Genomic DNA, 12,573 nt, shown 5'->3' on the forward strand with positions numbered 1-12,573 from the left:
TATGACCTATACGCCATGCATCCCGTTTCAGCGCGGAATACGCCAGCTGTAGCTGAGCACAAGGTCTATCGGCAGCCCTAGATCCGATGCTCGGCACAGGAGAAGCGAGTGTTTTACCTACTGTCCCTGATTGCCCTGGCTGCCATCATGGCTCCCGGCCTGACACGTCTATTGGGCGCTCGCACCGGCTGGCTGCTGATGCTGGCGCCACTGGCAGCGTTCATCTGGTTCGTGCTGCAGGTTCCGCTGATCGCCGACGGCGATTCGATCATGCAAAGCGTGAGCTGGATTCCGGCGCTGGATATCAACCTGAGCCTGCGCCTGGACGGTCTCTCGTTGCTGTTCGCCCTTCTGATCAGCGGCATCGGCAGCCTGATCGTGCTGTACGCCGGCAGTTATCTGTCCAGCCACGCCCACCTCGGTCGTTTCCACGCCTATCTGCTGGTGTTCATGCTGGCCATGCTCGGCCTGGTGCTGGCCGACGATCTGGTGGCGATGTTCGTGTTCTGGGAGCTGACCAGCATCGCCTCCTTCCTGCTGATCAGCTTCCAACACGAAAAAGCGGTATCGCGTCGTGCGGCGCTACAGGCGCTGCTGATCACCGGCGGTGGCGGCCTGGCACTGTTGGCAGGGCTGATCCTGCTCGGCGGCGCTACCGGCAACTGGCAGTTTTCCGATCTCAGTGCCGAGCAGATCGAAGGCCACGTGCTGCTGCCAGCGATCATCGGACTGGTGCTGCTGGGCTGCTTCACCAAATCGGCGCAGGTGCCCTTCCATCTCTGGCTGCCCAACGCGATGAACGCGCCAACACCGGTTTCGGCCTACCTGCACTCGGCGACCATGGTCAAAGCCGGTATCTATCTGCTGGCCCGCCTCAACCCGGTACTCGGCGGCTCCGTCGGCTGGGGCACGCTGCTGATTACTTTCGGTGCAGCCACTGCTGTACTGGGCGCCTTCCTCGCCTTCCGCCAGACCGACCTCAAGCGTCTGCTGGCCTACACCACGGTCACCGTGCTCGGGCAACTGACCATGCTGATCGGCACTAACACCAGCTACGGCCTGCAGGCATTCGTGCTCTATCTGGTGGCGCACTCCCTCTATAAAGGCGCGCTGTTCATGGCCGTCGGCGCCATCGACCACGCCACCGGCACCCGTGAACTGGCGCGCCTGGGTGGCTTGATCCGCTTCATGCCGCTGACCGGTGCGGCCGTGGCCCTGGCGGCATTCTCCAACGCGGGTCTGCCGCCGTTCTTCGGTTTCATCGCCAAGGAATTCAAGTACACCGGCCTGATCGAGATGGGCCATATCGGCTGGGCGGTGACGCTGGTGATGATTCTCACCAATGCCCTGCTGTTCGCCGCGGCCGGCCTGGTGTTCGTGCAGACCTTCCTCGGCAAGCGTGGCGACTATCCGCGCACGCCGCATGAAGTCGGCCTGCCGATGTGGCTGGGGCCGATGCTGCTGGCCATTGGCGGCTTCCTTCTCGGCGCCTGGAATGCCTGGCCGGAAACCTGGCTAGTGAACAATGCGGTGCAAGCCGTGGCACGCGGCCCGGTGGATGTGAACCTCTACCTCTGGGGCGGTATCACGCCGGCGCTGCTGGCCAGCCTGCTGACAGTTTCCCTGGGGGTGCTGTTCTACCTGATGCGCGACCGGGTCAGACGCCTGCTCGACCGCGCCAACGCGGCGTGGAACGTCAGTGGCGACCTGATCTGGGATCGTCTGCTCAAGCGCGTATTCCACGTCGCCGGGATGCTCGCCGCGCGCTTCCAGCATGGTTCCTTGCGTCAGCATCTGGTACTGCTGGCACTGGCAGTCGGTGGCCTGCTCGCCTTTGGTCTGCTACCGGCTCTGCCACAGGTCCTGCAGGGCAGCTACAGCCCCATCTCGCCGCTGGGCCTGGCCGGCTGTCTGCTGGCGCTGGCAGGCGGTGTGGCGGCGGCCTTCCTGCCCGGCCGCCTTACCCTGCTGGCGGCGCTCGGCGCATGCGGCCTGGGGTTGGCGCTGGTGTTCGTCTCGGTCAACGCACCGGACGTGGCGATGACCCAGTTGATGGTGGAAACCCTCAGCCTGATCTTCCTCGCCCTGGTGTTCCGCAAGATGCCCACGGTTCCGGCCAGCGGCGCGCGTACGCCGTGGAAGCGCCGCCTGCACGCCAGCGTGGCGATCCTCTTCGGCATCAGCGTGACCGGCGCGTTGCTACTGGCGGTAAGCCTGCCGCTGCCGGGCGAAATCGCTCAGTGGTATCAGGCCAACAGCTTGCCGGGCGGGCATGGCCATAACGTGGTCAACGTGATCCTGGTGGACTTCCGCGCCTTCGATACCCTCGGCGAAATCCTCGTAGTAGCCCTCTCTGCCCTCGCCGCGGCCAGCCTGCTGGGCACCGGGCGGCGCTTCGGCAATGAACACAGCGGTGAAGATGCCTTCACCTCCCCTCTGCTACGACAGGGCCTGCGCCCATTGGCCTGGCTGATGCTGGCCACTTCCCTGCTACTGCTGTGGCGCGGCCACAACCTGCCGGGCGGCGGTTTCATCGGCGGCCTGGTGGCGGCCTGCGGCCTGATCCTGCTGGTGCTGACCTATGGCCATGGGCAGATTCGCCGCGTGCTGCCGGTCGCGCCTGCACAACTGATCGGTATCGGCCTGGGCTGCGCAGCGGTCGCCGGCATGCTTGGCCTGATCGCCGGTCGCGCCTTTCTCACCGGTCTCTGGACCTTCCCCGGCGGGCTGCCGCTGGGCACGCCCTTACTCTTCGACATTGGCGTGTTCCTCACCGTGTTCGGCTCCGCCCTGCACATGATCGACAAGCTCACGGGAGTTCGCCACTGATGGAATGGCTAGCTGCAATCACCACCGGATGCCTGGCAGGCCTGGGCCTGTGGATGCTTCTGGATCGCAACCTCAAACGCGTCGTGCTGGGCGTGGTGGTACTGGGCAATGCCATCAACCTGGGGGTTCTCACCGCCGGGCGCTTCTTCGGTGAACGCCCGGCCTTCGTCGAGGCAGGCAACGCGGTCAGTACCGCCAACCCGTTGCCGCAGGCGCTGGTGCTGACCGCCATCGTCATCGGTTTCAGCCTGTTCATCTTCGCCCTGGCGCTGCTCAAGCGCACCCGTGAACTGCATGGCGACAAGACCACCGACTCGGTCAGCGCGATCACCGAGCAACCCGCGCCGGACTGGCACGATGGCGAACATGAACGCGACGCCAACGCTGCGGAGGCGCGCCGATGAATCACGCGTTACTCGTCGCGCCAATCCTCGTCCCCCTGTGCAGCCTGCTGCTAGCGATCATCCTGCGCCGCCACCTGCTGGCCGTGCGCGTGCTCAGCCTGAGCGGCGCCGCCCTGCTTCTGGCCGTCGGCCTGGTGTTGGTGTGGCAGGCCGCACAGGGCGTGGTGCTCAGCGGGCAGGTCGGCAGTTGGCAGGCGCCGTTCGGCATCAGCCTGGTGATCGACCGGCTGTCGGCGGTGATGATCGCCATCAGCGCCCTGGTCGCGTTGGTCACCCTGCTCTACGGCGTCGCCAAGGACAGCGACAGCAAGGTCGGCCGCGACTTTCACCTGTTCATCCAGGGCCTGCTGACCGGTATCTGCGGCGCCTTCATCACTGCCGACATCTTCAACCTCTACGTCTGGTTCGAGGTGCTGCTGATCGCCTCCTTCGCCCTGATGGCCCTCGGCGGTGGCAGCCGCCGGCTGGCCGGCAGCATGACCTACGTGGCCCTGAACCTGTTCGCTACGTTGATCTTTCTGCTCGCCGCCGGCCTGGTCTACGGTGCCAGCGGCACGCTGAACATGGGCGAACTGGCGGTGATCATGCGCAGCGGTGAGGCGCCAGCGGGTGTGACACCGGCGCTGCTGCTGATGCTGCTGTCGTTCGCCATCAAGGCCGCGCTGTTCCCGGTGTTTGGCTGGCTGCCGGCCACCTACCACGTCGCCCTGACGGCGGTTTCGGCGATGTTCGCAGGGCTCTTGACCAAGGTCGGCGTGTACGCGCTGATCCGCCTGGTGACTCTGCTCTGGCCAGACTACGGCCTGCCGCATCAACTGCTGTTGTGGGTCGCCTGCGCCACCATGTTGGTTGGCGTGCTCGGCGCCGCGGCGCAGACCGAAGTACGGCGCATCCTGTCGTTCCACATCGTCAGCCAGGTCGGTTACATGATCCTCGGCCTGGCGCTGGCCACGCCGTTGGCGCTGGCTGGAGCGGTGTTCTACCTGATCCACCACATCGTGGTGAAAGCCAACCTGTTCTTCATCGGCGGTGTGGCCGCGCGCATCTGTGGTTCCGAGCGCCTGGCCGACATGGGCGGGCTCTACCGGCGCATGCCCTGGCTGGCGCTGCTGTTCGCCATTCCGGCATTGTCGCTGGCGGGCATTCCGCCGTTGTCCGGTTTCTGGGCCAAGTTCCTGCTAGTCAAGGCCAGCCTGGATGCTGCCGCCTGGTGGGCAGCCGGCATCGCGCTGCTGACCGGCGTATTCACCCTGCTGTCGATGAACAAGATCTGGAACGAGGCATTCCTCAAACCTCACCCACAGGGTGAAGAGGCGCTTCAGCCGATCAGCGGCATGCGTGCGGCCTGGCTGGGCATGAGCGCGCTGGCGCTGATGACCGTGCTGATCGGCCTGGGCGCCGGCCCGCTGATCGACTATGCCGTTGCAGCTGCCGCGCAGCTCGCCGATCCGCAGGCCTATCTGCAACCCTTCATCGGCGCCGGAGGTAACTGATGCTGTTTCTCATCCATCTGCTGGCCAGCGCAGGCCTGGCCTGGCGCCTGGACGCAGGTCACCTGGGTGGAGGCCTACTGGCTTTCGCTTCACTCTACCTATTGGCCCGCCTGCTCGGGCTGGCAATTCCGCGCCTGTGCCGTTACTCACGCAGCCTGGAGCATGGGGTCAGTTTTTGCCTGTGGTTCATCGCCCAGGTCTTTCTCGCGACTTACCACGTCGCCACCCTGGTACTGGCGCGTCGAGTCGAGGTGAAGCCGGCAATCCTGGCGTACCCGGTAACCCGCCGGGACTTGAACAAGGTCACTCTGCTCGGCACGCTGCTGACCCTGACTCCCGGCACCCTTGCCCTAGATTACGACGAGGAACAAGGCCTGCTCTATATCCACGCACTCGATGCTCGCCGCCGCAAGGACGTGACCGATACGCTGGTCGAGCTGGAGCGCCGCCTACTGGCCTGGCTCGACGCCGGCAACGCCGAAGGAGTAACGCCATGACCCTGCACCTGGCTGGCGCCGCCTGGGTATTGCCCCTGGCTGCCGCCCTGCTGGCCCTGAGCGGCCTGATCACCCTGTATCGCCTGTTACGCGGGCCGAGCCGCCCGGATCGCGCGGTCGCCATCGACGCCCTTACTCTGCTGGCGGTCGCCGCCATGGCCCTGCTGTGCCTGATACGCGGCGAAGCGCTGTTCCTCGACGTCGCCGTGCTGTTGGCGCTGGTGTCGTTTCTCGGCACGGCGGCCTTTGCCTTCCTGTTCGACGACGCACATAGCCAGATGCCGGAGAAACGCGAGGAGCGCCCATGAACGAAGTACAAGCCTGGCTGGCGTCGCTGCTGGTACTGAGTGGTGCAGTGATTTCTCTGCTCGGCGCAATTGGTGTGCTGCGCCTGCCCGATAGCTACAGCCGCATGCACGCAGCAAGCAAGGCCGGCGTGCTCGGAGCAGTCCTGCTACTTGGCGCCGTGGCCTTGGCCAGCAGCGGCGAACTCGCCTTGGAAGCCTTCCTCGGTTTGCTGATCCTGCTGGCCAGTGCTCCACTGGCGGCTCACGCCATCGCCCGCGCCGCTCACCGCGCCGGCATTCGGCCTACGCTGGGGCATCTGGGCGATGAGCTGGAACAGCGCAACAGGGGTGGTGAATAGATCAGTCGATCTGCCGACGGAACGGCGGCAAGGCATTGAGAATGGCCTTGCCATAGCGCTGGGTGACCACACGCCGATCAAGCAAGGTAATGGTGCCGCGGTCAGCCTCGGTACGCAGCAGGCGACCGCAAGCTTGCACCAGGCGCAGTGAGGCATCCGGCACGGCGATTTCCATGAAGGGGTTGCCGCCACGCGCCTCGATCCATTCGGCCAGCGCCGCCTCCACCGGGTCGTCCGGCACGGCGAAGGGGATCTTGGCGATCACCACATGCTCGCAATAGGCGCCAGGCAGGTCGACACCCTCGGCAAAACTGGCCAAGCCGAACAGCACGCTTTCTTCACCGGAGTCGACGCGCGCCTTGTGCTTGTTCAGGGTTTCCTGCTTGGACAGGTTGCCCTGGATGAACACGCGCTTGCGCCAGTCGCGATCCAGGCCGTCGAACACGTCCTGCATCTGCTTGCGTGAGGAGAACAACACCAGCGTGCCGCGACTACCTGCTACCAAACCTGGCAGCTCACGGATAATCGCCGCCGTATGCACTGCTGCCTCACGAGGGTCGGCCTTCAGGTCCGGCACACGTAGCACGCCAGCATCGGCATGATGGAAGGGGCTCGGCACGATGGCTGCGACCGCTACCTTGGGCAGCCCTGCGCGCATGCGATAACGGTCAAACGTGCCCAGTGCGGTCAGTGTCGCGGATGTCACCAGGCAGCCGTGGGCGACGTTCCACAGGTTGCGGCGCAAGGTCTCGGCTGCCAGGATCGGGCTCGCGTTGACCTCGATATCGAACAACGCGCCGCTCTCGGCCAGGGTCAACCAACGCGCCATTGGCGGGCTTTCCTCCGGGTCTTCGGCGGTGAAGGCCAGCCACAATTCCCAGTTGCCCTTGGCGCGCGCCATCAGGCTGCCGAACAACGGGTACCACTCTTCGGCCTGGTGACTGGCGATGCCCACGGCGCCCTCGCCGTCCATCGCTTCCTTGAGCAACTCGGTCACGCCAGTGAACAGGTCATTGAGCTTGGAGAAACCCTTCTTCAGCTCCAGCCCCAGCTCGGTCAGGTGCTCCGGCACCACGCCGCCCACGAAGCGGTGACGCGGGCGCTCACGACCTTCCATGTCCTCACCGGCCTTGAAGTCGGCGATCTGCTCGCAGGCAGCAAACATGAACTGCTGTTGGGTCTTCAGCTCACGCGCCAGCTCCGGTACCTGTTCGATCAGACGGCCGAGATCACCCGGCAGCGGGTTCTGCGACAGCAGCTTGGTCAGGTTCTTGTCGATCTGCGTCAGCCAGTCGGCAGTGGAGCGCAGGCGAGTGAAGTGAGCGAAGTGGCCGATGGCCTTGTCCGGCAGGTGATGGCCTTCGTCGAATACGTAGATGGTTTCGCGCGGGTCGGGCAGTACCGCACCGCCGCCAAGCGCGAGGTCCGCCAGGACCATGTCGTGGTTGGTGACGATCACGTCGACCTTGCCCATGCCCTCGCGCGCTTTGTAAAAAGCACACTGCTGGAAGTTCGGACAGTGACGATTGGTGCACTGGCTGTGGTCGGTGGTCAGTTGCGCCCAACGGCTGTCTTCCAGCTCTTCGGGCCAGCTGTCGCGGTCACCATCCCATTTGTTGCCAGCGAGCTTCTCGATCATCGTGGTGAACAGCTTCTGACCCTGCTCATCGACATCGATACGAAAACCTTCTTCCTCGAACAGCTGCGCGGTGGCGCTCTGCGCAGCGCCGTCCTGCAGCAGGTGATCGAGCTTGGACAGGCACAGGTAACGCCCGCGCCCTTTCGCCAAGGCAAAGCTGAAGTTCAGGCCGCTGTTGCGCAGCAGATCCGGCAGATCCTTGTGCACGATCTGCTCCTGCAGCGCCACGGTGGCAGTGGCGATCACCAGCCGTTTACCGGCAGCCTTGGCCGTGGGAATGGTGGCCAGGCTGTAGGCCACCGTCTTGCCCGTGCCGGTCCCCGCCTCAACCGCCACCACGGCGGGATCGCCCAACCGTTTGCCTTCATCGTCGCTCTTGATGGTGCCGAGCACCTTGGCGATCTCGGCAATCATCAGGCGCTGGCCATAGCGGGGCTTAAGCGACTTGGCCTCGAGAAAGCGCGAATAGGCGCCCTGAATCTGGGACTTGAGTTCGGTACTGAGCATGGATTCTGAAACGAAAAAGGCTGGATAAATTTTCAGTATTCGCGGAGCGGCCGCTATCATAGCGCGCCTGTCGATCTGGCGCTGACCCACGTGCCAATCGAATGAAATTAGCTGCCAAATGGACCAATGGAGATACCCATGACGCCCTACGCCCCGCTCTACGCACTCCACCTGCTGGCCGCCGTCATCTGGGTCGGCGGCATGTTCTTCGCCTGGATGATCCTGCGCCCTGCGGCGGTCGATACCCTGGAGCCCCCCGCGCGACTGCGCCTGTGGCTGAGTGTGTTCAAGCGCTTCTTCGTCTGGGTCTGGCTGGCCGTACTGGTCTTGCTGGTGACCGGCATGGGCATGCTGCACATGGGCTACAGCGGCTTCGAAGCAGCGCCGCGCTATGTGCACATCATGATGGGCTTGTACCTGGTGATGCTCGCCCTGTTCCTGCGCATTCAGGCACTGCAACTGCCGGAACTGCGGCGCGCCGTGGAGAGCGAGAACTGGCCGGCAGGCGGTGAGGTACTGGGGCGAATTCGCAGGGTCGTAGGCAGCAACCTGTTGATCGGCCTGGCGCTGATGACTCTGGTGGCCATGCGCCCATCATTCTGATCGAAGACACCGCCCTCGTTGGCCAAGCGCGAACGAGGGTGGCTAAGGGTTAGAAACGGAACACTTGCACGGCGCCACTGCGGCCGGCGGCACCTTCGCGTCCAGGTTGACCGGGCTTGCCATCCGCCGCACCGTCGACACCATAGACCAGGCAGCCCTTGGCAGCGCCGCCGCGCCCGGGGCGACCGGCCGAACCTGCGACACCACCAGCACCACCGTCGAGCAACACCTGCATGCGTTCGACCTCGACATAGTGCGGCACCTCGAGCGTCACCTTGCCGCCAGCAGCGCCTTCATGGCCATCGGTGCCATCCTGCCCATCGTAGCCCGCACTGGCCTGCCCCCAGGTGCAACCACCCGGCTGGCCATGTGCACCATCCAGCCCGGCATAACCCGGTCTGCCCTGGCCGCCTCGCACATCCACCGTCAACGACTCGAACGTCAGCTTGTGCAACTTGAGGTTGATCTCCCGCCCAGGGGTAGCCGGCCGGGTGTAGGTTCCGGCCGCGCCCTTGGCGCTGATCCAGGCACCCGCACCGATATCGGCATCCTCAACGACGAGCTTCAATGGCTGATCGCTCGGAGCGACACCGATGCGCGCATCACGGCCCATCAGTAGTTCGCCGATGCGCAGCTCGGTCACAGCTGCCGGAATCATCAGAGTGGCCTGATCCGCCACTTCCAGGCGTTCGAGCTGCAGGCTGCTGCTGGCGACGGGCAAGCGCATCAGGGTATTGGATGGCACCTTGACCTGCGTTGCAGCCATCGACGTACTGGCGCACAGACAGAACAACAAAGCGAGACTACGCATGAGCAGCTTCCTCGATCACTGCCGCAGCCTCTGGCTGTTGCTCAGCCTTCAACGGGTACAAATGAAAAATGCCGAACAGCAAGACCTGTGCACGATCCAGCCAAGGGCTGCCACGCCCGGAAAGGAGGTCGGAGAACAGCCACAGTTGCGCGCCATGCAGAAGCGCAAGAAAGCCGGCCATCAGATAGATCATTTGCTCGAATGGAGCACCGAAGCGCTTGGCCAGCGCGGCCCCGAATACCAGCCAGAAGGCCAAAGCCAGTGCCTTGCCCGCAATCAACAATACGTTCATCCCCGCCCTCGCGTGCAGCTACTTTCTAATAGCGCAGCACGTTAACCGCTCCCAGCGCGGACCACCAGAGCGACGGGTGTTTTTCCCTGACTTCGTGCATCAGCAGCAGCCCAATGCTCCCGGCGAAACCTGCCGGGAGCACAACGCGGCATCAGCGGGAAACGTACAACTCTACTCGGCGATTTTCCGCACGCCCGGCTTCCGAGGCGTTGTCCGCGACCGGCTGACTCTCGCCACGCCCCTCGGTACTGAGTTTGCCTGCGGACACGCCTTGAGCAATGAGGAAGTCGGCAACACTACGCGCCCGACGCTCGGATAGGGCCTGGTTGTAGGCATCAGAGCCCACGCTGTCGGTATGCCCGACAACCTTGACCGCCACCAGACTGGCGCCAGTCAGGCGCGTACTGACATCGGCAAGCAAGCGCCGCGCATCGCCGGTCAACTCGGCAGAGTCGAAGGCAAACAGCACATTTCCCAGATCGCTAAGAACAATGACCTCATCCTGCGGCAGCGGCTCTACCGCGGGTTCGACAGCGACGCTGGCAGGGTACTGCGGCAATGGACAGCCGTTGTGCCCAACAGCAGTGTCCGCTGGTGTACCAGGGCAACGATCACGGCGATCAAACACACCGTCGCTGTCCTCATCGCCGTCCTGCGCGTAACAGATGATGGTGCCCAGCAGAGCGCCAGCCACGGCGCCGCCTGCTGCCCAGGTAGAACTCTCGATTGCACCCAGGCCGCCACCGGCCAGGGCTCCAATCGCACTGCACAGGGGCCAGTTCCCCTGGTTGAGCGGCGCGTCTCCCGTACTGGAAGTCGTGGCACAACCGGAAAGAACACTGCTGACCAGGAGAAAGGATAAAACCCTCGAAAGCTGGATTCTCATGGCGGTGTCTCCTGTGATACCGGCATGTTGCCGGTATCACAGGAGTAAAGACGGCGGCAGGATTTCACACAAGAAAAGGCCCGACCGATGGAAATCGGCCGGGCCTTTGCGGGTGACGCCTTGAGTAGCTGAAAGCGCGCCTTACGGCTGAGCTTCAACCTCGGCTTCAACGCGACGGTTGATGGCACGGCCATCGGCAGTGGCGTTGTCAGCTACCGGGCGGCTCTCGCCATAGCCCACAGCCTGCACACGACCGGACTCGACGCCGTACTGGTTGACCAGAACGTCACGAACGGCACTGGCGCGGCGCTCGGACAGACCCTGGTTGTACGTATCGCTGCCCACGGAGTCAGTGTGGCCTTCAACCACGGTGCTGGTCTGCGGGTACTGTTTCATGAAGTCGGCCAGGGCTTTGATGTCGCCATAGCTTTCCTGCTTGACCTGAGCCTTGTCGAAGTCGAACTTGACGTCCAACTCGACGCGAACGGCTTCGGCCGGCTCGGCAACGGCAACTTCCTCGACCATGACCTCCTCTTCAACAACGGCAACCTGCTGCGCGTCGGCACCATGTACCCAGCAATAGGCGGCTGCCATACCAGCACCTACTACCGCACCGCCGCCTGCCCAGGTGGAGCTTTCAATTGCCCCGAGCGCAGCACCACCTACGCCACCTACAGCTGCGCAGGTGGGCCAGTCGGTTTTCTGCAGGCCGGCACAGCCGGTCAGCAGGGTACTAGCCAGAATCAGGGGTACTGCGTTCCTTGTGATACTCATACTTTAGGTCTCCAATGTTCATCGGCCCATAACCGACTCAATAGTAGTAAAGACAGGAGTTGTACAATCCGCCAGCTATAGCAGCTTCTGCGGATAATTTTCTCTCACTCTAGGCCTGATACCGACACCACGTTAGTCTTTGCAGACTTTTCGAGGAAGTTCGATGACCGCCAGCCTTAGCACCCGTACTCCACAGCAGGCCATTGCGGCACTGCTCGCCCGCTATACGCCCGAGAAACTACTGCTACTCGGCGCAAGCGAACTGCCCGCAGTCAGCGCCTTTCAAGGCGCCCACCCACAGTGTCAGGTCACCACCGCACCTGCCGCTCCCCTGGCGCCTGAACTGGCCGCACAGCGCTTCGACCTGGCAATTCTGGTCGACTGCCTGGAGCACTTACCCAAACGCGATGGACTGCAACTACTTGGCGGTATCCGCAACCTCAATGCCAGTCGGGTCGCGGTGTTGGTCGACCTGAAGGCATGCGGTTGGCAGGAAACCGACTTTTTCGCCCTGGCCCTGCAAGCCAGTGAACAATTCCAGCGCGAGGGACAGACCCTGCATCTGTTCACCTATGATCTGCTTGATTACAAGCAAGTTCCCGACTGGTTGAACGCAAAATTCTGGGCTAATCCACAAAATTTCGGGAAATACTGGTGGTAGAGCGATGACTCCTCTCGTTCCCAATTGCCCCTGTGGCAGCGGCAATCCGCTGAGCCAGTGCTGCGGGCACTACCATGCAGGCCCCCATGCCCCCAGCGCAGAACTGTTGATGCGCTCACGCTACACCGCGTATGTACTGGGCCTGGTGGACTACTTGGTAACCACCACCCTGCCCGCCCAGCAACAAGCGCTCGACCGCGACGCCATGGCAACCTGGAGTGCCCAGAGCACCTGGCTCGGCCTGGAGGTCGAGGGCAGCGAAGTGTTCGGCGGCAAGCCGGAGCACGCCCAGGTCACCTTCGTGGCCCGCTGGCATGACGAGCATGGTGAGCACTGTCACCGCGAATGCTCCGCTTTCGTTCAGGTAGACGGGCGCTGGTTCTTCCTCGACCCGACCGTGCCGCTCAAGGCCGGCCGTAACGACCCCTGCCCGTGCCACGGCGGGCAGAAATTCAAGAAATGCTGTGGCTCGTACCTGAATAACTGACTGGCGTTAATACAGCTTTCTGCTTGAGTTGAAACGTCCCGTGA

At 63.6% G+C, this 12,573-nt stretch carries 14 protein-coding genes; 9 read left to right on the plus strand and 5 right to left on the minus strand.

Translation table 11 applies throughout. The annotated features are described in order from the left end of the window. The first annotated feature begins 108 nt into the window (after positions 1-108). Genes mbhE through mnhG form a run of 6 tightly spaced genes read left to right on the plus strand, consistent with a single transcriptional unit; the run spans position 109 to position 5,869 of the window. Entirely contained in the window at positions 109-2,829 is a 2,721-nt protein-coding gene (mbhE, locus tag BM059_RS17785) for a hydrogen gas-evolving membrane-bound hydrogenase subunit E (RefSeq protein WP_074940610.1), read from the plus strand. Beyond that, entirely contained in the window at positions 2,829-3,233 is a 405-nt protein-coding gene (locus BM059_RS17790) for a sodium:proton antiporter (protein WP_074940613.1), read from the plus strand. The genes mbhE and BM059_RS17790 overlap by 1 nt, the downstream gene beginning before the upstream one ends. Next, complete coding sequence (locus BM059_RS17795) at positions 3,230-4,726, plus strand: proton-conducting transporter transmembrane domain-containing protein (protein WP_037001332.1); 1,497 nt, start codon at positions 3,230-3,232, stop codon at positions 4,724-4,726. Before BM059_RS17790 ends, BM059_RS17795 begins: the two co-directional genes overlap by 4 nt. Then, positions 4,726-5,223 (plus strand): Na+/H+ antiporter subunit E, encoded by a 498-nt coding sequence (locus BM059_RS17800; RefSeq protein WP_074940616.1) that lies wholly within the window; start codon positions 4,726-4,728, stop codon positions 5,221-5,223. Before BM059_RS17795 ends, BM059_RS17800 begins: the two co-directional genes overlap by 1 nt. Further along, complete coding sequence (locus BM059_RS17805) at positions 5,220-5,531, plus strand: monovalent cation/H+ antiporter complex subunit F (protein ID WP_017361651.1); 312 nt, start codon at positions 5,220-5,222, stop codon at positions 5,529-5,531. Before BM059_RS17800 ends, BM059_RS17805 begins: the two co-directional genes overlap by 4 nt. After that, positions 5,528-5,869: a monovalent cation/H(+) antiporter subunit G gene (gene mnhG / locus BM059_RS17810; RefSeq protein ID WP_037001328.1), complete on the plus strand. Its 342-nt coding sequence runs from the start codon at positions 5,528-5,530 to the stop codon at positions 5,867-5,869. Before BM059_RS17805 ends, mnhG begins: the two co-directional genes overlap by 4 nt. A 1-nt stretch (position 5,870) precedes the next feature. Here mnhG and dinG read toward each other — a convergent pair whose 3' ends face one another. Further along, on the minus strand, positions 5,871-8,015 hold the full coding sequence (dinG, locus tag BM059_RS17815; RefSeq protein ID WP_074940620.1) for an ATP-dependent DNA helicase DinG: 2,145 nt from the start codon (positions 8,013-8,015) through the stop codon (positions 5,871-5,873). A 138-nt stretch (positions 8,016-8,153) separates the two neighbouring features. Between dinG and BM059_RS17820 the strand changes: the two genes are divergently transcribed. Next, entirely contained in the window at positions 8,154-8,618 is a 465-nt protein-coding gene (locus BM059_RS17820) for a CopD family protein (RefSeq protein ID WP_074940623.1), read from the plus strand. Between the two features lie 49 nt (positions 8,619-8,667). Here the strand turns inward: BM059_RS17820 and BM059_RS17825 are convergent, their stop codons facing one another. The 4 genes from BM059_RS17825 to BM059_RS25850 all read right to left on the minus strand — a co-directional run bounded on the left by BM059_RS17825 (position 8,668) and on the right by BM059_RS25850 (position 11,381). Continuing rightward, the gene (locus tag BM059_RS17825; protein ID WP_037001324.1) at positions 8,668-9,429 is read right to left on the minus strand and encodes a hypothetical protein; all 762 of its coding nucleotides are present in this window, start codon (positions 9,427-9,429) and stop codon (positions 8,668-8,670) included. Then, entirely contained in the window at positions 9,422-9,721 is a 300-nt protein-coding gene (locus tag BM059_RS17830; RefSeq protein ID WP_074940625.1) for a DUF1145 domain-containing protein, read from the minus strand. Before BM059_RS17830 ends, BM059_RS17825 begins: the two co-directional genes overlap by 8 nt. A gap of 151 nt (positions 9,722-9,872) precedes the next feature. Next, on the minus strand, positions 9,873-10,607 hold the full coding sequence (locus BM059_RS17835; protein ID WP_074940627.1) for a PA1041 family peptidoglycan-binding anchor lipoprotein: 735 nt from the start codon (positions 10,605-10,607) through the stop codon (positions 9,873-9,875). 141 nt (positions 10,608-10,748) lie between these two features. Then, positions 10,749-11,381, minus strand: a complete 633-nt coding sequence (locus tag BM059_RS25850) for an OmpA family protein (protein ID WP_037001321.1) — start codon at positions 11,379-11,381, stop codon at positions 10,749-10,751. Between the two features lie 163 nt (positions 11,382-11,544). On the opposite strand from BM059_RS25850, the gene BM059_RS17845 reads away from it, so the two are divergent. Both BM059_RS17845 and BM059_RS17850 read left to right on the plus strand, forming a co-directional pair. Further along, positions 11,545-12,042, plus strand: coding sequence for a DUF6231 family protein (locus BM059_RS17845; RefSeq protein WP_037001320.1), 498 nt, complete (start codon positions 11,545-11,547; stop codon positions 12,040-12,042). A 4-nt stretch (positions 12,043-12,046) separates the two neighbouring features. Then, positions 12,047-12,529, plus strand: coding sequence for a YchJ family protein (locus tag BM059_RS17850; protein WP_074940630.1), 483 nt, complete (start codon positions 12,047-12,049; stop codon positions 12,527-12,529). The last annotated feature ends 44 nt before the right edge of the window (positions 12,530-12,573 follow it).

This window comes from Ectopseudomonas composti (genome assembly GCF_900115475.1).
Taxonomy (GTDB): Bacteria; Pseudomonadota; Gammaproteobacteria; order Pseudomonadales; family Pseudomonadaceae; genus Aquipseudomonas; species Aquipseudomonas composti.